Annotated in this window: 15 protein-coding genes and 2 tRNA genes; 10 read left to right on the top strand and 7 right to left on the bottom strand. The window is 72.7% G+C overall.

Features of this window, described 5'->3' with window-relative positions; genetic code table 11:
• The first annotated feature begins 21 nt into the window (after positions 1-21).
• From FHS87_RS10050 to FHS87_RS10040, 3 genes are all read left to right on the top strand, one after another.
• Positions 22-1905 carry a bifunctional sugar phosphate isomerase/epimerase/4-hydroxyphenylpyruvate dioxygenase family protein gene (locus FHS87_RS10050; RefSeq protein WP_184517204.1) on the top strand — a complete coding sequence of 628 codons (1884 nt, stop codon included), beginning with the start codon at positions 22-24 and terminating at the stop codon, positions 1903-1905.
• 160 nt (positions 1906-2065) lie between these two features.
• A complete protein-coding gene (locus FHS87_RS10045) occupies positions 2066-3676 on the top strand; it encodes a gamma-glutamyltransferase family protein (protein ID WP_184517201.1) in 1611 nt (536 codons plus the stop codon).
• A gap of 37 nt (positions 3677-3713) precedes the next feature.
• Entirely contained in the window at positions 3714-5210 is a 1497-nt protein-coding gene (locus FHS87_RS10040) for an amidase (protein ID WP_184517198.1), read from the top strand.
• 7 nt (positions 5211-5217) lie between these two features.
• Here FHS87_RS10040 and FHS87_RS10035 read toward each other — a convergent pair whose 3' ends face one another.
• From FHS87_RS10035 to FHS87_RS10025, 3 genes are all read right to left on the bottom strand, one after another.
• Positions 5218-5475, bottom strand: a complete 258-nt coding sequence (locus FHS87_RS10035; RefSeq protein ID WP_184517195.1) for a hypothetical protein — start codon at positions 5473-5475, stop codon at positions 5218-5220.
• Positions 5472-5786 carry a hypothetical protein gene (locus tag FHS87_RS10030; RefSeq protein WP_184517192.1) on the bottom strand — a complete coding sequence of 105 codons (315 nt, stop codon included), beginning with the start codon at positions 5784-5786 and terminating at the stop codon, positions 5472-5474. The genes FHS87_RS10035 and FHS87_RS10030 overlap by 4 nt, the downstream gene beginning before the upstream one ends.
• 119 nt (positions 5787-5905) lie before the next feature.
• Positions 5906-6160, bottom strand: coding sequence for an Lrp/AsnC ligand binding domain-containing protein (locus FHS87_RS10025; RefSeq protein ID WP_184517189.1), 255 nt, complete (start codon positions 6158-6160; stop codon positions 5906-5908).
• A gap of 158 nt (positions 6161-6318) precedes the next feature.
• Between FHS87_RS10025 and FHS87_RS10020 the strand changes: the two genes are divergently transcribed.
• The 3 genes from FHS87_RS10020 (at position 6319) to FHS87_RS10010 (ending at position 12379) form a co-directional block, all read left to right on the top strand.
• Complete coding sequence (locus FHS87_RS10020; RefSeq protein WP_184517187.1) at positions 6319-7428, top strand: efflux RND transporter periplasmic adaptor subunit; 1110 nt, start codon at positions 6319-6321, stop codon at positions 7426-7428.
• A 12-nt stretch (positions 7429-7440) separates the two neighbouring features.
• On the top strand, positions 7441-10563 hold the full coding sequence (locus tag FHS87_RS10015; RefSeq protein ID WP_184517183.1) for an efflux RND transporter permease subunit: 3123 nt from the start codon (positions 7441-7443) through the stop codon (positions 10561-10563).
• A gap of 118 nt (positions 10564-10681) precedes the next feature.
• A complete protein-coding gene (locus FHS87_RS10010) occupies positions 10682-12379 on the top strand; it encodes a thiamine pyrophosphate-dependent enzyme (protein WP_221299772.1) in 1698 nt (565 codons plus the stop codon).
• Positions 12380-12450: 71 nt separating this feature from the next.
• On the opposite strand, the gene FHS87_RS10005 is transcribed toward FHS87_RS10010, so the two are convergent.
• From FHS87_RS10005 to FHS87_RS09990, 4 genes are all read right to left on the bottom strand, one after another.
• The gene (locus FHS87_RS10005; protein WP_246418301.1) at positions 12451-13143 is read right to left on the bottom strand and encodes a DUF1045 domain-containing protein; all 693 of its coding nucleotides are present in this window, start codon (positions 13141-13143) and stop codon (positions 12451-12453) included.
• Positions 13140-14279 carry an alpha-D-ribose 1-methylphosphonate 5-triphosphate diphosphatase gene (locus FHS87_RS10000; protein WP_184517180.1) on the bottom strand — a complete coding sequence of 380 codons (1140 nt, stop codon included), beginning with the start codon at positions 14277-14279 and terminating at the stop codon, positions 13140-13142. The genes FHS87_RS10005 and FHS87_RS10000 overlap by 4 nt, the downstream gene beginning before the upstream one ends.
• Positions 14280-14435: 156 nt before the next feature.
• Positions 14436-14511: transfer RNA gene (locus tag FHS87_RS09995), tRNA-Asn, on the bottom strand.
• A 236-nt stretch (positions 14512-14747) separates the two neighbouring features.
• Positions 14748-14821: transfer RNA gene (locus FHS87_RS09990), tRNA-Cys, on the bottom strand.
• A gap of 133 nt (positions 14822-14954) precedes the next feature.
• Here FHS87_RS09990 and FHS87_RS09985 point away from each other — a divergent pair.
• The 4 genes from FHS87_RS09985 (at position 14955) to FHS87_RS09970 (ending at position 20595) form a co-directional block, all read left to right on the top strand.
• Complete coding sequence (locus FHS87_RS09985; RefSeq protein WP_184517177.1) at positions 14955-15617, top strand: protein-L-isoaspartate O-methyltransferase family protein; 663 nt, start codon at positions 14955-14957, stop codon at positions 15615-15617.
• Positions 15618-15775: 158 nt separating this feature from the next.
• Entirely contained in the window at positions 15776-17209 is a 1434-nt protein-coding gene (locus FHS87_RS09980; protein WP_184517174.1) for a TolC family outer membrane protein, read from the top strand.
• Positions 17210-17270: 61 nt separating this feature from the next.
• A complete protein-coding gene (locus tag FHS87_RS09975; RefSeq protein ID WP_184517171.1) occupies positions 17271-17810 on the top strand; it encodes a DUF2497 domain-containing protein in 540 nt (179 codons plus the stop codon).
• 88 nt (positions 17811-17898) lie between these two features.
• Complete coding sequence (locus tag FHS87_RS09970) at positions 17899-20595, top strand: valine--tRNA ligase (RefSeq protein ID WP_184517168.1); 2697 nt, start codon at positions 17899-17901, stop codon at positions 20593-20595.
• Positions 20596-20597 lie beyond the last annotated feature (2 nt).

The raw sequence follows: 20597 nt of genomic DNA, 5'->3' as shown, positions 1-20597 counted from the left end.
CCCGGACCATCCGGGCCGCCCATGCCAGAACTCCCGCTTCCCAAGTCGATCGCCACCGTCTGCCTCTCCGGCAGCCTTCCCGACAAGCTGGAGGCCGCGGCCAGCGCCGGCTTCCAGGGCGTCGAGATCTTCGAGCCGGACCTGCTGACCCATGACGGCCCGCCCGAGGGCATCCGAAGCATGGCGGCCGACCTCGGCATCGCCATCACCCTCTTCCAGCCCTTCCGCGACTTCGAGGCGGTGCCCGAGCCGCAGCGCCGCCGGAATCTCGACCGGGCGGAGCGCAAGTTCGACGTGATGCAGGCGCTGGGGACGGACCTCCTCCTCGTCTGCAGCAACGTGCAGGAGGCGGCGATCGACGACCCCGCCCGCGCCGCCGCCGACCTCCGCGAGATGGCCGAGCGCGCCGCCGCGCGGGGCCTGCGGCTAGGCTACGAGGCGCTGGCCTGGGGCCGGCACGTCAACCGCTGGCGACAGGCCTGGGACATCGTGAAGCGGGCGGACCATCCCGCCCTCGGCCTCATCCTCGACAGCTTCCACACCCTCTCCCTCGGCGACACGCTGGAGGGACTCGCGGAGGAGGTGCCGGGGGATCGCATCCTCTTCGTCCAGCTCGCCGACGCGCCGCGGCTCTCCATGGACGTGCTCAACTGGTCCCGCCACTTCCGCAACTTCCCCGGCCAGGGGGAGCTGCCGGTGGCGGAGTTCACGCGGGCGGTGCTGGCGGCGGGCTATCGCGGCCCGCTCTCCCTGGAGGTGTTCAACGACGGCTTCCGCGCCGCCCCGGCCCGGCGCATCGCGCGGGACGCGCACCGCTCCCTCATCTGGCTCGACTCGGTCCTCGCCGCGCCCTCCGTCCCGGCCGCGCCCTTGCCGCCGGCGCCCGAGCTCGGCGGGGTGGAGTTCCTCGAATTCGCGGTGGACGGGCCGGGCGGGCGGGACCTCTCCGCCTTTCTCTCCACCCTCGGCTTCCGCAAGGCGGGGCAGCACCGGTCGAAGGCCGTGGAGCTCTGGCGCCAGGGCGGGGTGAACCTCGTCCTCAACGCCGAGCCCGACAGCGCGGCGGCCGGGCATTTCGAGCTGCACGGCCCCTCCGTCTGCGCCACCGCCTTGCGCGTGGACGACGCCGCCCGCGCCATGTCCCGGGCGGAGGCACTGCTCTGCTCCACCTGGCGGGAGCGGGTGGGCGAGGGGGAGCGGCACATCCCCGCGGTCCGCGCGCCCGACGGCACGCTCATCCTCCTCGTCGAGCCCGGCGCGGCCGGGCGCAATATCTGGGAGAGCGACTTCCACCTCCTTCCCGGGGATGACCGCCCGGGCGCGCTGGAGGGGGTGGACCACATCGCCTACGCCCTGGCCGAGGGGCAGATGGACGGATTCGTACTTTTCCACCGCGCCGTCTTCGGCCTGCACCCGAATCCGCCCATGGACCTGCCGGACCCGCAGGGCCTCGTCCGCAGCCGCGCCATGGCGGACCCGGCGGGGCGGGTGCGGATGCCGCTGAACGTCTCCGAGAGCCGGCAGACCGCGACGGGGCGCTTCGTCTCCGCCATGGCGGGGGCGGGGGTGCACCACATCGCCTTCTCCACCCCCGATGCAGCAGGTTTCCTCGCAGGGCGGGGCGCCCCGGTGCTGCGCATCCCCGACAACTACTACGAGGATCTCGGCGCCCGCTTCGGCCTCGCGGACCCCGTGCTGGAGGCACTGGAACGTGACCACCTCCTCTACGACCGCGATGCCGCGGGCGGGGAGTTCATCCACGCCTACACCGTCTCCTTCGAGGACCGCTTCTTCTTCGAGATCGTCGAGCGGCGCGGCGGCTATGACGGCTACGGCGCGGCCAATGCCGGGGTGAGGATGGCCGCCCAGGCGCGGGCGCGGCCCTGGATGCCGGGCGGGGGATAGCAGCGGGCCCGGGCTTTCGTCCCCACGGAGCGGGCTTTCGCCCCCCGGGGCGGGCTTCCGCCCCCCGGGGCGGGCTTCCGCCCCGCCGGCACGCGGCGTATTGCGGGGGCGAGCCGCCGAAGCGGCCCCGCCCGACCCCCAGCGAGGAACGGATCCAGGAATGCGCGACCTTCACCTCCCCGGCCGCAGCCCGGCCATGGCGCTCAACGCGATGGCCGCAACCTCCATGCCCGTGGCGACCCTCGCCGCGCTCGACATCATGCGCGCCGGCGGCAACGCGCTCGACGGCGCCATCGCCGCGGCGGCCGTGCTGGCCGTGGTGGAGCCGCAATCCACCGGCATCGGCGGCGACTGCTTCTGCCTCTACGCCCCGGCCTCGGGCGGGGTGGTCGCCATCAACGGCTCCGGCCGGGCTCCGGCGGCCGCGACGCCGGAGGCGCTGCGGGCGGCCGGGCTCACCGCCATGGAGAACACCTCCGTCCATTCCGTGACCGTGCCCGGCGCCGTCTCGGCCTGGGAGGCGCTGAACAAGGCGCATGGCAGGATCGGGCTCGACCAGATCCTCCAGCCCGCGATCCGATACGCCGAGGAGGGCTTTGCCGTCTCTTCGCGCGTGTCGGCCGATTGGGAGGACAGCGTCGGCAAGCTCTCGAAGCAGCCGCAGACCGCGCGGCGCTTCCTCAAGGACGGCCGGGCCTTCGCCTTCGGCGACCGCTTCACCCAGCCGGAGCTGGGCAGGACGCTGCGGGCCATCGGCCGCGACGGTGCGCGCGCCTTCTACACCGGCGAGATCGCGGCCGACATGGTGGCGACCCTGCGCGCCGCCGGCGGGCTGCACACTGAGGAAGACTTCGCGGAGGGGCTCGAGGTCGCCAACTTCGTGGACCCGATCTCCCGGAAGTGGCGCGGCATGGAGGTGTTCCAGTGCCCGCCGAACGGCTCGGGCCTGCTCGTCCTCATGCTGCTCGGCATCCTGGAGGGCTTCCCCGATCCCGGCGGGCCGCTGACGGCTACGCGCATGCACCGCCACCTCGAGGCCGCGCGCCTCGTCTACCGCGACCGCGACGCCTTCCTCGCCGATCCCTCCCAGGTCGAGGTGCCGCTCGGGAAGCTGCTCTCGGACGACTACCTCGCCGGCCTGCGCGGCATGATCAGCGACGAGAAGGCGATGGTGGAGCTGCCGCCCGCGGGCGAGGTGGACTGGCAGAAGCACAAGGACACCGTCTATCTCACCGTCGTGGACAAGGACGGGAACGCCTGCTCCTTCATCAATTCCCTCTTCGAGGGCTTCGGCTCGGGCATCCTGGCCGAGAAGTCGGGCGTGATGCTGCAGAACCGCGGCTTCGGCTTCCGCCTGCAGGAGGGCCACCCGAACTGCATCGCGCCCCGCAAGCGGCCGATGCACACCATCATCCCGGGCATGGTGATGAAGGACGGGAAGGCGATCATGCCCTACGGCGTGATGGGCGGGCATTTCCAGCCGATGGGGCAGAGCTGGTTCCTGACGAACCACTTCCAGTTCGGCCTGGACGTGCAGGAGGCGCTGGACCTCACCCGCGTCTTCCCCAGCGTCGGGGCCGACCATCGCGACGTGGAGATTGAGAACGGCCTGCCGTCCGAGCTGCGGGACGCGCTGGCGGCGCTCGGCCACCAGCCGAAGCCGATCAAGAAGCCGCATGGCGGTGGCCAGGCGATCCTCATCGACCGGGAGCGCGGCATCCTCGTCGGCGGTTCCGATCCCCGCAAGGACGGCTGCGCGATGGGCTACTGACGCCCGCGCCGCCCTGCCAAACAGCCCGGAAGAGCCGATGACCGAGCCCTGCGACCTCACCGCCCTCGAAGCCCGCCGCCTGATCGGGACGAAGAAGCTCTCCCCCGTGGAGCTGCTCGATTCCTGCCTCGCGCGGATCGAGGCGGTGAACCCGGCGATCAACGCCGTGGTCGCGATCGACGGGCGCGCGCGGGACGCGGCGCGCGCGGCCGAGGCGGCGGTGATGCGCGGCGAAGGGCTCGGCCTCCTCCACGGCCTGCCGATCGGCATCAAGGACCTGGAGGAGACGGAGGGGCTGGTGACCACCTTCGGCAGCCCTCTCTTCAAGGACCATGTGCCGAAGGCCGACCTCTCCTCCGTCGCCCGCATCCGGGCGGCGGGGGCGGTGATCACGGCGAAGACGAACACGCCGGAATTCGGCGCGGGCGCCAACACCCGCAACGCCGTCTACGGCGCGACCGGCAACCCGCACGACCCGACGAAATCGGCGGCCGGCTCCTCCGGCGGCTCGGGCGCGGCGCTGGCGGCGGGGATGTTCGCCATCTGCTCGGGCTCGGACACCGGCGGCTCCCTGCGGAACCCGGCGGCCTTCAACGGCATCGTCGGCTTCCGGCCGAGCCCTGGCCTCGTGACGAGCGAGCGCAAGCTGCTGGGCTGGCAGAACCTCTCGGTGCTCGGGCCCATGGCGAACACCGTGCCGGACGTCGCCCTCCTCCTGGCCGCCATGGTGGGGGACGATCCGCGCGACCCGCTCGCCTATACCCTGCCGGGGGAGGCGGTCCGGGCGCGGCCCGAGCGCTGGACCCCGCTCGCCCCGATGGATCTCTCATCGCTGCGCGTGGCGGCGACCGAGGATTTCGGCCTCGCCCTCGTCGAGCGCACCGTGAGGGAGGCGTTCCGCGCGCGGGTGGAAGGCCTGGCGCCGCTCTTCGCCGGCATCGACGAGAGGACGCCGGACTGCAGCGGCGCGAACGAGGCCTTCGAGGTGCTGCGCGCCCTCAACTTCCTGGCCGCCCATGCGGAGAAGGTCGAGAGGACGCCCAACATGGTCGGGCCGAACGTGCGCGCCAATGTCGCGGAGGGGCTGGGCTACTCGGCGGCCGATGTCGCACGCGCGGGCGTGGCGCAGACGGCGCTGTATCATCGCTGGCAAAGGTTCTTCGCCTCGGGCGTGGACCTGATCGTCACGCCGGCGATCACCATCTCGCCCCGCCCCTGGACGGAGCTCTTCCCGGCCGAGATCGACGGGCAGGGGACCCGCACCTACTTCCACTGGCTCGCCATGGCCTACATCGTGACGCTGACGGGCCACCCCGCCATCTCCATCCCGATGGGAAGGGACGCGCTCGGCATGCCCTTCGGCCTGCAGATCGTGGGGCCGAGGGGAGGGGACGCGCTGGTCCTGCGCGCGGCTGCGGCGATCGAGGCGGCGGTGGCGGGCGATCCGCTGCTGAGCCGCCCGCGGCCCGACCTCGCGGCGCTGAAGGCCGCGCCGCCGATCTCCTCCATGCCCGGCTTCCTCGGCTTCGACTGAGCCGCCGCTACCAGTGGCGCCAGCCGTGCCGGTAGTAGCCGGGATGGTAGCCGTAATAGCGCGGCCGCGGCGCGTAATAGGCGGGGGGCGCGTAATAGGCGGGCGGGGCGTAGTAGGTCGGGCCGGAGGCGATCGCCGCCCCGGCCACCGCGCCCACTCCCGCGCCGACCAGCGCGGAGCCCGCCACGCTCGGCTCGCCATAGGGATAGTAGCAGCCGCCGAGCGCGAGCCCGGCCGCCACGAGAACTGCCGACCGGAGCCTCATCGCCAAGCCCTCCCGTAACCATTGCCGTAACCATTGCCGTAGCCATGACCATAGCCCTGGCCGTAGCCGCCGGCATGGGAGCGGCCGTAGCCGCCGCCATAGCCGCCATATGAACCGCCGCCGCGGCGGGAGGGTTGCCGGTAGCGCGGCCCGTCGTCGCTGGCCGCCGCCGCGACCAGCCCGGCGGCCAGCCCCGCACCGGCGCCGAGGGCGAGGGTGCTGCCCCAGTCGGTCGAGCCGTCCGGGTTCTGGCAACCGGCGGTAGCGAGGGCGGCGCCGAGGGCGAGGGCGGGGAAGAAGCGGACCTTCATCTGATGGGACCTCCGATCGCACCGAAGATGGGCGCCCCTCGTGGCGACCGCGCGGCGGGCCGGTGGCATGCCGCGGCGGCTTGGAGGTCTTTTCATGGCAGGCCCGAGGGGGGGGCGGCTCAGCCCCGCGGGCCGGAGAAGGCGTTGAAGGTCTGGAGAGTGTAGGTGTCCTTCACCCCCGGCACGCCCTGCACCCGCTCCACGACGAAGAGGCCGATATCCTGGTCGGGCTCCAGGTAGAACTTGCCGAGAAGGTCGTACTGCCCGCTGGTGGAATGCATCTCGGAGAGCTCCGGGATGCCGTCCGCCATCTCGCGGGCGACGCGGTAGGCCGCGCCCATCTCGCATTTGATCATGACGAAGATCGCTTTCATGCTTCACTCATCCCTGCAGGAAGGGAAGCATGGCGCCGCGGGGAGAGGCTTCCAAGCCCGCGATGCGGCTCCCGGCACCCCGGAATCCCTGTTGCGGAATCCCTGTTGCGCCTGGCGGCTCACCCCGCGAGAGTGAGATCGCGTACTGGGACAGAACGATGCGAACCCGAACTCAGCTCCTCGTCCTGGCGGTGCTCGCCGGCGGGGGAGCGGCCTGGCAGTTCTTCGGCGAGGGGGTCGGGCTTCCCCGGCCGATGGCGCTGCTGGGGCTGAGCCGTGGGGGTGCGGTCGCCGCGACGGGCGCCCCCGCGCCCCCGACGCCCGTCGCCGTTTCCCCCGTGCGGACCGGCACGGTGACGGAGCGGGCCGAGAGCGTCGGCACGGTGCGCGCGCGGGAGGCGGTGATGATCACCGCCAAGCTTCCGGGGATCGTAACCGCCATCCGCTTCCAGGAGGGGCAGCGCGTGCCCGCCGGGGAGACGCTCGTTATTCTCGACGATGCCGCCCTGCGCGCCGAGCTGGACCAGGCCCGCGCGCTGCTGGACGACGCCCGCAGCCAGCTCCTCCGCGTGCAGCGGCTGACGGCCGGGGTGGTGGCGGAGCAGCGGGTGGACACCCTCCTGGCCACCGCGCGTGGCGCCGAGGGGCGGGTGCGGCAGGTGCAGGCGCGGCTCGACGAGGCGCGGGTGACGGCGCCCTTCGCCGGGCGCGTGGGGCTGCGCACCGTCAGCCTCGGGGCGCTGGTGCAGCCGGGCACGGCGGTCACCACGCTGGACGACATCAGCCGGGTGCGGGTCGAGTTCTCGATCCCCGAGGTCTATCTCGCCCGCATCCAGCCCGGCAGCACCGTCACCGCCCGCAGCACGGCCTACGGCGACCGCCGCTTCCTCGGCACGGTGACCGTGGCGGACACGCGGATCGACACGGCCACCCGGACGGTCCGCCTCGTCAGCGAGTTCGACAACACCGACGAGGCGCTCCGCCCCGGGCTGTTCCTGACCATCGAGCTGAACCTGGAAACCCGCGACAACGCCCTGATGGTGCCGGAGGAGGCGCTGGATCCCGTGGGCGAGCGCGCCTTCGTCTTCGTGGTGCGGGACAACCGGGCCCAGCGCGTGGAGGTGACGCTCGGCCAGCGGATCGCCGGGGAAGTCGAGGTGGTCCGCGGCGTCACGCGCACGGATCAGGTCGTGGTGCGGGGCATCCAGCGCCTGCGCAACAACGCGGCGGTGCGGGTGACGGAGACAATCACCCGGCCGACGAGCTGAGAGGAGGCGGGCGTGGTCCTCAGCGACGTCTCGATCAAGCGGCCGGTCTTCGCCACCGTCATCAGCCTCCTCCTCGTGGTGATTGGGCTGGCCGCGCTCTTCCGGCTGCCCGTGCGGGAATACCCGGCCATCGACCCGCCGGTCGTCTCCGTGACCACCACCTATACCGGCGCCACGGCGGCGGTGGTGGACACGCAGATCACCGAGCTGATCGAATCCGCCGTCGCGGGGATCGAGGGGATCAAGACCCTCACCTCCATCTCGCGGGACGAGCGCAGCAGCGTCACCCTCGAATTCCGCCTCTCCCGCAACGTGGACGCCGCCGCGAACGACGTGCGGGACCGCGTGGCCCGCGCCCTCGCGCGGCTGCCGGAGCAGGCGGACACCCCCGTTGTGGCGAAGGTGGATGGCGACAGCCGCCCGATCCTCTGGATCGCGCTCACCTCCAGCGCCTTCAACGGCATGGAGCTGACCGAGATCGCCTATCGCCGCTTCCGCGACCGCCTCGCCATCGTGGACGGCGTGGCCGACGTGCTGATCCAGGGCGAGCGCAAGTACTCCATGCGCATCTGGCTCGACCGCCAGGCGCTGGCCGCGCGCGGGCTGACCGTGCAGGACGTGGAGGACGCGATCCGGCGCGAGAACATCGAGCTTCCCGGCGGCCGGATCGAGAGCAGCCAGCGCGAGCTGACGGTGCGGACGGACACGCGCATGTCCCGCCCCGAGCAGTTCCGCCAGGTCGTCCTCTCCCGGGGCGGGGGCGCGCAGGTCCTTCTGGGCGACGTGGCGCGGGTGGAGGTGGCGGCGGAGGACACACGCGGCGAGTACCGCATCAACGGCGTGCCGGGCGTGGGCCTGGGCATCCTGCGCCAGTCCACCGCCAACACCCTCTCGGTCGCCGACGGCGTGAAGAGCGAGGTGGAGCGGATCCGCCAGACCCTGCCCGAGGGGATCAACACGCAGATCGGCTACGACGAGAGCATCTTCATCGCCCAGTCCATCTACGAGGTGGAGCACGCGCTTCTCACCGCGCTGGTGCTGGTGGTGATCGTGATCTTCCTCTTCCTCCGCTCCTTCCGGGCGACGATCATTCCCGCGGTCGCCATCCCCGTCTCCATCATCGCCTCTTTCATCGCCATGTCGGCCATGGGGTTCTCGCTCAACGTGCTGACGCTGCTCGGCCTCGTGCTGGCGATCGGGCTGGTGGTGGACGACGCGATCGTGGTGCTGGAGAACATCCACCGCCGGGTGGAGGAAGGCGAGCCGGTGCTGCTCGCCTCCATCCGCGGCTCGCGCGAGATCGCCTTCGCCGTGATCGCGACGACGCTGGTGCTGGTGGCCGTCTTCCTGCCCCTCTCCTTCATGGGGGGCAATACGGGGCGGCTTTTCAGCGAGTTCGGCTTCGCCCTCGCGGCCTCAGTGCTCTTCTCCGGCCTCATCGCGCTGACGCTCACGCCGATGATGTGCTCGAAGCTCCTGCAGGAGCACCAGGGCGAGACCTGGCTCATCCGCCGGACCGAGCCCTTCTTCCTCGGGATGAACAACGCGCTGCGCTGGTCCCTCCGCCACGCGCTCCGCATCCCGCTCATCGTGCTCGGCGGCGTCGGGCTGGTCTGCGCCCTCGCCGTCGCGCTCTTCCAGGCGATCCCGAAGGAGTTCACGCCGGTCGAGGACCGGGCGAGCATCATCATCCCCCTCACCGCGCCCGAGGGTGCCTCTTTCGCCTACACGCGCGAGCAGGTGCAGCGGGTCGAGCGGATAACCGACGAGTACCTCCGCAGCGGTGAGGCGATGGTCGTCTTCGCCACGCTCGGCGGCTTCCAGCGCCCTCCCCAGGGCAACATCGCCAACATGTTCATCCGCCTCTCCGGATGGGAGAGCCGGGCGCGCAAGCAGCAGGCCATCGCGCAGGAGCTCTTCCCGCGCCTCACCGCCATCCCCGGCGCGCGCGCCTTCCCGCTCAACCCGCCCAGCCTCGGCCAGCGCGGCTTCCAGCCGCCGATCCAGTTCGTGATCGGCGGGCCGGACTACACGACCCTCGTCGGCTGGCGCGACCGCTTCCTGGAGCGGGCGGCGACGAACCGTAACCTGCTCAACCTCGACAACAACTTCCGCGAGACGAAGCCCGAGATCCGCGTCGGGATCGACCGGCGCAAGGCGGCCGATCTCGGCGTCTCGATCCAGGCGGTGGGACGCACCATCGAGACCATGCTCGGCTCGCGTGAGGTCGGCACCTATGTGGAGGCGGGGGAGGAGTACAAGATTCTCCTCCAGGCGCGGGAGGGCGACCGGGGAACGCCCTACGACCTCGAGAACATCTTCGTCCGCACCGGGGGCGGCGGGCTGGTTCCCCTCTCGAACGTGGTGTCGCTCAGCGAGCGCGCGCGGCCGCAATCCCTGGCCCGGGAGGACCGGGTGCGCGCGATCACCATCACGGCGACGCCCGCTCCCGGCTACTCCCTCGGCGAGGCGCTGGACTATCTCGACGGGCTGGCACGCGAGGTGCTGCCGCCGGACGCGCGCATCGCCTATCGCGGGCAGAGCCTGGAGTTCCGGGAATCCTCGGGCAGCCTCGCCATCACCTTCGCCATGGCGCTGCTCGTCGTCTTCCTCGTGCTCGCCGCGCAGTTCGAGAGCTTCATCCACCCCTTCGTCATCCTGCTCTCCACGCCGCTGGCCGTGACGGGCGGGCTGCTCGCGCTGCATCTCACCGGCGGGTCGCTGAACATCTTCAGCCAGATCGGCATGGTGATGCTGATCGGGCTGATGGCGAAGAACGGCATCCTCGTGGTGGAATTCGCGAACCAGCTCCGCGACGAGGGGCGGAGCGTGCACGATGCCGTGCTGGAAGCCTCGGTGGTGCGGCTGCGGCCGATCCTGATGACCTCGATCGCGACCGTGCTCGGCGCCGTGCCGCTCGCCGTCGCGACCGGTGCGGGGGCGGAGAGCCGGCAGGCGCTCGGCGTCGTGATCGTGGGCGGGATCACCCTCTCCACCTTCGTCACCCTCTACGCCGTGCCGGCCCTCTATCTCCTGCTCGCGCCCTTTACCCGGCCCGTGGGCGCCATCGCCGCGCGGCTGCGGGAGCTGGAGGGGCGCGGGCCGGCGCCCCACCATCCCGCCCCGGCGGAGTAGCGAGGCAGCGGCGGGCGCCGATCCGGCCGGGGGAGGTTGGCCCCGAGGCGCTGCCGCCCTAGTCTCCGCCCCGCCGGGACACGCCACCAGGGCCCGGCCGGGGCAAGGGAGCGGAACCATGGATGACGGGGCGGCAGCGCGGCAGGGGATGACCCGCGGGCGCACGGGCGGGCAGCTCCTGGCCGACGCGCTCGTGGCGCAGGGCGTGACGCACGCCTTCTCGGTGCCGGGCGAATCCTTCCTCGACCTGCTCGACGGGCTCTACGAGGTAGGCGACCGGATCGAGCTGGTGACCTGCCGCTTCGAGGCGGGCGCGGTCCACATGGCCGAGGCGCATGGCAAGCTCACGGGGAGGCCCGGCGTCGCGATCGTCACCCGCGGCCCCGGCGCCTGCCACGCCAGCATCGGCGTCCACGTCGCCATGCAGGACAGCACGCCGCTCGTGCTCATCGTCGGCCAGATCCCCTTCTCCGAGACGGACCGGGACACCTTCCAAGAGGTGGATTACCGCCGGATGTTCTCGCCGCTCGCCAAGTGGGTGACGCAGATCGACGACGCCGCGCGCATCCCCGAGCTGATGGCGCGCGCCTTCGACGTGGCGCGCAGCGGCCGCCCCGGCCCGGTGGTCGTCGCGATCAGCGAGGAGATGCAGAAGACCGTTGTCGAGGTGCCCGATATCGGACCCGCGCCGACGCTCCCCGCCCATCCCGCGCCTGGGGCCATCCCGCGCCTGCTGGAGCTGCTGGACGGCGCGCAGCGGCCGGTGCTGGTCCTCGGCGGCACGGGCTGGTCGGAGGAGGGGCGGGCCGCGATCCGCGACTTCGCCCGAGCCCATGACCTTCCCGTGGCGGTCGGCTTCCGGCGGCTGGACCTGTTCGACGGCACCTCGCCCAACTTCGCGGGCGATCTCGGCGTCGGCTCCGATCCCGGCCTCGTCGCGCGGGTGAAGGAGGCGGATCTCGTCATCGCCGTCGGCACCCGGCTGCAGGAGGCGACGAGCCAGGGCTACACCCTCTTCCCCGTCGGCGAGACGAGCCCGATCGTCCACGTCCTGCCCGACCCCGCCGAGATCGGCCGCGTCTTCCGCCCGCTGCTCGGCATTACCTCCGACCTCAACGCCTTCGCCCTCGCGCTGCGCGACGCCGCGCCGGGCAGGGCGCGCCCCTGGGGCGAGTGGACGCGCCGGTTGCGGGCGGTGCGCGAGGCGAGCGTGGCGGCGCCGGACTACGAGGGGCCGCTGAACTTCGCCCGCGCGCTGCAGGCGCTGGAGGCGGAGCTGCCTGCGGACGCCATCTTCACCGTCGATGCCGGCAACTTCGCGACCTGGCCGCAGCGCTTCATGTCGGTGCGGGAGGGCCAGCGCTTCCTCGGCCCGAACAACGGGGCCATGGGCTATTCCGTGCCGGCAGGGCTGGGGGCGGCCATCACCTATCGCGACCGGCTCGTGCTGAGCTTCGTCGGGGACGGCGGATTCCTGATGACGGGGCAGGAGATTGCCACCGCCTTCCAGGCCGGCGTCGCGCCGATCGTGATGGTGGTGAACAACGGCCAGTACGGCACGATCCGCATGTACCAGGAGCGCCACTATCCCGGCCGCGTCTCCGGCACGAAGCTCACCAATCCCGACTTCGCGAAGTTCATCGAGGCCTTCGGCGGCCATGGCGAGGTGGTGACGGCGACCGACGAGCTGGTCCCCGCCTTCCGCCGCGCCCGGGCCAGCGGCAAGCCCGCCGTGATCGAGGTGCGGATGAGCCCGGAGCAAATCACCAATCGGCAGACCGTGACGCAGATCCGGGCTGCCGCCGCGAAGGGCTGAGGGCGCTTCCTCCCCGCTCCCGGCCGTCGCCGGGGGCGGGGATGCCCTTCGCAAGCCCCGGGTGGGCGGGTTCACCCGCCCAGAGGCAGCCGTTCGGCGATGAGGAAGGGCTCGCCCGGCGCGGGCTGGGTGAAGAGGCAGAGCTCGGCCACCCGGCGCGGGCGCGCGGCGGTTTCCGCCAGCGCGGCCTCGGCGGCGGGGCGGATCACCGCCTCCTGCTCCGCCGTCAGCCGGTGGGTGAGGGTGACGTGGAAGCGCCACTCGCCGAAGACGTGCGGGTACCCCCAGCGGCGCAGGTTGTAGAGGCCGGCGGCGTCCAGCCGTTCCGGCCGGCGCCGGGCGATCTCGGCCTCGGTCGGCGGGGCGCGGTGGCCGTCCAGCGCCGCGACGCAGAGATCGGCCAGGGCCTGGAGGGCGGGGCAGGGGATCGATTCGCGCAGGGCGAGGAAGCCGTCGAGCGAGGCGAGCTCCAGCGGCGGCAGGTCGAACGGCTTCGTCGCCGCGGCCAGCCGGGCCGCCTCCTCCCGCAGCGCCGCGTAGGAGCCGGCGAGGCGGAAGGGCGGCTTGAGCGTCGCGTGCAGCCCGTAGAGGCGCGGATCGGCGGTGAGGGCGTGGAGGTCCGCGCCGGGGATGGCGGGCTGGTCCAGCCGCGCGCCCGTTTCGGCATTCCGGCCCAGCCAGGCGCTGCCCGCGCGGTGCAGGGGGTCGTCGATCGCCGGTGCCCAGTAGAGGGCGGCGCGGGCGAGGGATGCCACGCCCATCATGCGATGCGCGCCCCGCCGCGCCACACGGCCTGCACCACCGGCATGCCGCCGAACTCGCGCAGGCGCACGAGGTCCGCGCGCAGCCCCGGCTCGATCCGCCCGCGGTCGTGCAGGCCGAGGGCGCGGGCGGGGTTGGCGGTGATGGTCGCGACCCCTGCGGGAAGCGTCATGCCGGCCTCCTCCACCAAGCGCCAGGCGGCCTCGATCATGGCCGGGGGCACGTAGTCCGAGGCGATGATGTCCACCAGCCCTTCGCGCGCGAGGTCAGCCGCCGCGACATTGCCGGAATGGCTGCCACCGCGCACGAGGTTGGGCGCCCCCGCGATCACCGCCATGCCCTCCGCCCGTGCCGCGCGGGCCGCCGGGAGGTTCACGGGGAACTCGCTCATCCCGATTCCGTCGGCCGCGTTGCGGGCGACGATCGCGGGGTCCCAGTCGTCATGCGTGGCGAGCGGCACGTCCCTCCCGCGGAAGAGGTCGAGGAGGGCGCGGCGGTTGGGCTCGGCATAGGCTGCGCGCTGCTCCGCCAGTTCGGCGATGCGGCGCTCCACGGCTTCCGGCTTCGCCCCGCCCTTCACCCGCATGGCGCGGTAGCGGTCCGCATCGACGTACTGGCCGACGCCGGGGGTGTGGTCCATGAGGCTGACCATCCGCAGATGCGGGTCGGCATGGAATTCCTCCAGCATCGGCAGCATGTCCGTGGCCGGCAGCTCGCAGCGCAGGTGCAGCAGGTGCTCGGACTTCAGGGCACCGGAGGCGGTCAGTGCGCCGAGGTCGCGCACCCCGTCCCGCGCCGTCTGGAGCCGGCTCTCGTCGAAGCCGAGATCGCCGAGGCAGAGGGCGTCGAGCACCGTCGTCACCCCGGCGACGGCCACCTGCCCGTCATGGGCGAGGAAGGCCGAGGCGGATGGCCAGCGGGCCTGGCTGCGCGGCAGGACCTGACGCTCGAGATTGTCGGTGTGGACGTCCACCACGCCGGGGATGAGGAAGTCGCCCTCCAGGTCCAGCGCACCGGGCGCGGCGCTGCGCCCGGGGGAGATCTCCGCGATAGTGCCGCCGCGCAGCAGCAGCGTGCCGGGCAGCACGCGGTCCGGCAGCACGAGCCGGGCGTTGGTCAGGACTGTCTCGTCGCTCATGCGCCCCTTCTGCCCGAGCCGCGCGCCAGGACAAGAGCGCGGGCGGCTGCCCCGTGCGGAAGGCCGGATGAAGTTTTCGAGGCGGGCTGCGCGGGACAGCGGGCGCCCCGAACGGAAAAGGGGGACGCACCTTTCGGTGCATCCCCCCTCCTGCAATGGCTCCCCGAGTTGGACTCGAACCAACGACCTAGCGATTAACAGTCGCGTGCTCTACCAGCTGAGCTATCGGGGATCAGGCCCGCTGCGTGCGGGTCGGCCGGATACCGCGTGTGCCGCCGCCCCGCAAGGGGGTCCGTGGAAGTTTGCGCGAAGCTTTTTCCGCAAGCCCCGTCCGCGCACGCGCAAAAGGTGAGAACTGGTGAGCCTCCGGCAAGCGCGGCGGCGTCCAAGGGCAGTCCTGGATATTTTCAGAGGGAAGGTCCCGGCCCCTGCCGGGCGCCGCAGGAGGGCGCCAGGAAGGGGAGGGGGTGGAGGCCCGAGCGGGAATCGAACCCACATTCACGGATTTGCAGTCCGCTGCATCACCACTCTGCCATCGGGCCGGCAGGAGGGCAGGGTATCGCGCCCCGGGGGCATCGGGTCAACCCGCATCCGGCGCGACCCGCCGCGCGGCTTCCAAGCGCCGCCCGGGGCGCCTATAAACCGCCCGGTTCAGTTGATGGGGCAGCGGGCGGCATGGACTTCGCCGAGGCGCGCAGGCGCATGGTTGATGGGCAGGTAAGGCCCAACCGGGTGACGGATCCACGGATCCTGGAGGCGATGCGGGCTGTGCCGCGGGAACTCTTCGTCCCCGCGCCGCTCCGGGCCCGTGCCCTGGCGGACGAGGATATCGCGCTCGGCGGCGGCCGGGTGATGCTGCAGCCGATGACGGTGGCGCGGCTGATCCAGCTCGGCCTGCCGCGCCCGGGGGAGCGGGTGCTCGTCCTGGCATCGGGCACGGGATACGGCGCGGCGCTGATCGCCCATGGGGGCGCGGAGGTCGTGGCGGTCGAGAACGAGCCCGCGATTGCCGCGCTCGGCGACGAGGGAATCGCCGCCTCCGGCCTCAGGCCAGGCTCACTGCGCCGCGTTGCCGGGGACCCCGCGGCGGGGCTGCCGGACGGCGCCCCCTACGACCTGATCTTGGTGGAGGGCGCGGTCCCGGCCGTGCCGGCCGCCCTTCCCGCCCAGCTCGCCGAGGGCGGCCGGCTGGTCGCCATCCGCCGCGCCCCGGGCGAGGCGGGATCGGCGATCCTCGGCCGCCGCGCCGCCGGCAGCTTCAGCGCGGTGCCGCAGTTCAACGCGCAGACCTCCCTTCTGCCGGCCTTCTCCCCGCGGCCGGGCTTCGCCCTCGTCTGACGCGGGCACCGCGCCGGCCGTCCGGGAACGGCAAGGATGCGGAAAGGCTTCTTCGCCATCCTGGCCGCCTGGCGGCCGGGCTGGCTAACATCCCGGGACGAAGGCATAGGCGACCCCTCCGGCTCCTCGGACCGGGGCGGCCCAGCAGGAACCGCATCATGACCCGCAGACACGCCCCGCGCCGCCGATCCGTACTTCCGACCGCCCTCGCCCTCGCGCTGGTCCCGCTGGCCCTGGCCGCGCCCGCCGGAGCGCAGACGCTGCAGGAAGCGCTGGCCCAGACCTATGTGAACAACCCCACCCTCGCCACGGCCCGCGCCCAGCTCCGCGTGGTGGACGAGAACGTCCCGCAGGCCCTGGCCGGCTGGCGCCCGACCGTGACCCTCTCCGGCAGCGCCGGCTACGGCGAGGGCACGCTCCGCTCCCGCTCCACCAATGTCCGCGGCGAGCGGGTAGGCGTGACGACGGACCAGGACCGCACGATCGCCACCGCGGCCGCGACGATCACCCAGCCCCTCTACCGCGGCGGCCGCACCGTCGCCTCGACCCGCCGGGCGGAGAACCAGGTGCTCGCCCAGCGCGCGCGGCTCCTCGCCACCGAACAGCAGGTGCTGCAGGATGCCGTCGCCGCCTATGTGAACGTGATCCGCTTCCAGGAGGAGGTGCGGCTCAACCTGAACAACGCGCAGGTCCTCCAGCGCCAGCTGGACGCGACCAACGAGCGCTTCCGGGTGGGCGAGATCACCCGCACCGACGTGGCCCAGGCCGAGTCGCGCCTCGCCGGCGCCCGCGCCTCCCGTGCCGGTTCCGAGGGAGAGCTCCAGAACGCGCGGGCAAGTTTCCAGCGCACCATCGGCCTCGCCCCCGCGCGGCTCACGGCGCCCCAGCCGCTGACGTCGGCCGTTCGGAACGGGCAGGATGCGGCGCAGGTGGCGGCGCTGAACAACCCCGCCGTCGTGGCCGCGCTGTTCGACGAATCCGCCGCGCGCGACTTCGTCGACGTCCAGCTCGCCGCCCTGCTGCCGCAGGCGAGCCTCCAGGCCCAGGCCTTCCGCAACGACAACCAGCAGATCATCGGCCAGCGCACCATCGGCGAGCAGGTCGTCGCCACCGTTACCGTGCCGCTCTACCAGGGCGGGGCGGAGTACGCCGCGGTGCGCCAGGCCCGGCAGGACGCCACCCGGCTCCGGCAGGTGGTGGACGACCAGCGGCGGATCGCCTCCGCCCAGGCGATCCAGGCCTGGGAGACGCTCGGCAGCGCCCGGGCCACGGTGGACAGCGTGCGCGCCCAGATCCGCGCCGCCGAGATCGCGCTGGACGGCGTGCAGCGCGAGGCGGTCGTCGGCAGCCGCACGACGCTCGACGTGCTCAACGCCGAGCAGGAGCTGCTGAACGCCCGCGTCTCGCTCGTGCGCGCCCTCGCCAACGTGGTCACGGCCAGCCACTCGCTCGCCCAGGCCGTCGGCCGCCTGACGGCGCGGGACCTGAACCTGCCCGTCGCCCTGTACGACCAGGAAGCCTATTATCGCGCGGTCCGCGACCGCTGGGCCGGGCTGCGCGACTACACCGCCCCCCAGCCCGTCCAGCAGTAGACACCCGAACTCCAGGAACACCAGCATGTCCGGCGCCACCGCTCCTGGTCAGGATCCTTCGATGGAGGACATCCTCGCCTCCATCCGGAAGATCCTGAACGAGGAGGAAGCGGCACCCGCGCCGGCAGCGCCCGCGCCCGCGCCCCCGCCCGTCATGCCGGATCCGCCGTCCCTGCCGGAGCCGCTGGAGCTGACGGAAGCGATGCTCGTGGCGGCGCCGGAGCCCGAGCCGCCGGCTCCACCCGTGCCGGTGCCGGAGCCGGTGGAGTTGGTCGCCCCGCCTGTCGTCCCGGCGCCGCAGCCCGCGCCGCCGCCCTCCGCGGCGCCCGCCTCCTTCGCCGGCGGCGCGGCTTCCGGCGGGGAGGAGCTGATCGCGCCCGAGACGGCGGCCGCCGCGGCCGCGATCCTCGGCCAGCTCGCCCGCACCGTGGCCGCCGAGCGCAGCGCCCCCGTCCATCGCGGCGGCCCCTCGATCGAGGACGTGGTGCGGGAGGAGGTGCGGCCGATGCTCAGGGCCTGGATGGACGCGCACCTGCCCGCCATGGTCGAGCGCCTCGTGCGCGCCGAGATCGAGCGGGTGGTCAACCGCTCGCTCGGCTAGCCTCGGCGCCCCTTTCCCGCCGGGGGCGGGGCAGGGGCCTGGCATGAGCCCTTGACGGCGGGGCGGCGCCTCCGCCAAGCCTCCGCCCATGCTCGACAAGACGCTCTCGCCCGCCGGCTTCGAGCCGCGCCTCTATCAGGGCTGGGAGGGTTCCGGCGCCTTCACGGCGAATCCGGGATCCAAGGCCCAGCCCTTCACCATCATGATCCCCCCGCCCAACGTGACGGGGAGCCTGCATGTCGGCCACGCGCTGGACGTGACGATCCAGGACACCCTCATCCGCTTCCGCCGGATGCAGGGGCGGGATGCGCTGTGGCAGCCCGGCACGGACCATGCCGGCATCGCGACCCAGATGGTGGTGGAGCGGCTGCTCGCCGCGGAGGGCCGGGACCGGCGCGAGATGGGCCGCGAGGCCTTCCTCGACCGCGTCTGGAGGTGGAAGGGCGAGAGCGGCGGCACCATCACCCGCCAGCTCCGCCGCATGGGGGCGAGCCTCGACTGGTCGCGCGAGCGCTTCACCATGGACGAGGGCCTGTCCGAGGCCGTGCGGGAGGTCTTCGTCACCCTGCACCGGCAGGGGCTGATCTATCGCGACCGGCGGCTGGTGAACTGGGACGTGAAGTTCCAGACGGCGATCTCGGACCTCGAGGTCGAGAGCCGGGAGGTGAAGGGCAGCCTCTGGCACCTGCGCTACCCCGTGGAGGGCGAGCCCGGGCGCTTCATCGTGGTCGCCACCACGCGGCCCGAGACGATGCTGGGCGACACGGCCGTCGCCGTGAATCCCGAGGACGAGCGGTTCAGGGACCTCGTCGGGAAGCGGGTGGTCCTGCCCATCCTCGGCCGCGCCATCCCCGTGGTGGCCGATGCCTATTCCGACCCGGAGAAGGGCTCGGGCGCGGTGAAGATCACGCCGGCCCACGACTTCAACGACTTCGAGGTGGGCCGCCGCCACAACCTCGCCTCCCCCAGCGTGCTGGACGCCGAGGGCCGGGTGACCCTGGCCGAGATCGAGGCCGAGGCGCGCGAGGCGCCGGGCCTGGCCGAGCCCGGCTTCCTCGCCTCCCTCGCGGGGATGGAGCGCTTCGAGGCCCGTAAGGCAATCCTGGCGGAGCTGGAGCGGCTGGAGCTGATCGAGAAGGTCGAGCCGCACGCCCATGCCGTCCCGCACGGGGACCGCTCCGGCGTGCCGATCGAGCCGCGCCTGACCTGGCAGTGGTACGCGGACGCGGCGACGCTGGCCAAGCCGGCGATCGAGGCGGTGGAGACCGGCCGCACCCAGTTCGTCCCGCGCCAGTGGGAGAACACCTTCTTCGCCTGGATGCGCGACATCCAGCCCTGGTGCATCTCCCGCCAGCTCTGGTGGGGCCACCAGATCCCTGCCTGGTACGGGCCCGATGGCCACATCTTCGTCGAGCGCACCGAGGCCGAGGCGCTGGCCGCCGCCCGCGCGCGCTACGGCGAGGACCGCCCGCTCACCCGCGACCCCGACGTGCTGGACACCTGGTTCTCCTCCGCCCTCTGGCCCTTCTCCACCCTTGGCTGGCCGCGGCAGACGCCAGAGCTCGCCCGCTACTATCCCGGCGACGTGCTGGTGACGGGCTTCGACATCATCTTCTTCTGGGTCGCCCGGATGATGATGATGGGGCTGCACTTCATGGGGGACGTGCCCTTCCGCGTGGTGAACATCCACGGCCTCGTGCGGGACGAGCGCGGGCAGAAGATGTCCAAGTCCAAGGGCAACGTCATGGACCCCCTGGAGTTGGCGGACGCCTATGGCGCCGACGCCCTCCGCTTCACCCTGGCCTCCTTCGCGGGCCCCGGGCGGGACGTACGGCTGGGCCGGCAGAAGGTGGAGAGCAACCGCGCCTTCGTCACCAAGCTGTGGAACGCCGCGCGCTTCTGCGAGATGAACGGCATCGCGCCCGACCCCTCCTTCAACCCGATGGAGGCGAGGACCCCGCTCGCCCGCTGGATCATCGATGCCGGCAACGCCGCCATCGCGGAGGCGACGGCGGCGCTCGATGCCTATCGCCTGGATGACTACGCGGCGGCCCTCTACCGCTTCACCTGGGGCTCCTTCTGCGACTGGTTCCTCGAACTCGCCAAGCCGGCGCTGACCGGGCCCGACGGGGCGGAGAAGGCGGAGGCGAAGGGAGCGGCGCAGCACGTCCTCGGCCTCATCCTGCGCCTCGCCCATCCCGTCATGCCCTATGTGACGGAGGAGCTGTGGAGCCGCTTCGGCTACGGGCCGGAGGGCAGCCTGATCCGCACCCCCTGGCCGGTCCCCGTCGCGGTGACGGGCGCGGAGGAGGCGCGGGGGGAGCTGGAATGGCTGGTGAGCTTCATCTCCGTGGTCCGCACCGTCCGGGCCGAGGTGAACGTGCCGCCCTCCGTCACCGTGCCGCTGCTCCTCCAGGGAGCCTCGCCCGCGACCCTCGCCCGCGCCGCGCGCTGGATCGAGCCGATCCGCCGCATGGCGCGCGCGACCGAGGTGAGGCCGCTGGAGGGCGCGGCGCCGGAGGGCGTGGCCCAGGCCGTGGTGGGGGAGGCAACCGTGATGCTCCCCCTCTCCGGCGTGGTGGACCTCGCGGCCGAGCGGGCGCGACTGGCCAAGGAGCACGCGAAGGTGGAGGCGGAGGCGCGCAAGATCGCCCAGAAGCTCGCCAATCCCGACTTCACCAGCCGGGCGAAGGAGGAGGTGGTGGAGGAGACGCGCGAGCGCCTCTCCAGCGCCGAGGCCGAGGCCGCGCGGCTGGCCGCGGCGCTGGCCCGCATCGCCGCCTGAAG

Source organism: Muricoccus pecuniae (assembly GCF_014199205.1).
GTDB classification, from domain to species: Bacteria; Pseudomonadota; Alphaproteobacteria; order Acetobacterales; family Acetobacteraceae; genus Roseomonas; species Roseomonas pecuniae.
This window is presented reverse-complemented; position numbering and strand designations above follow the sequence as displayed.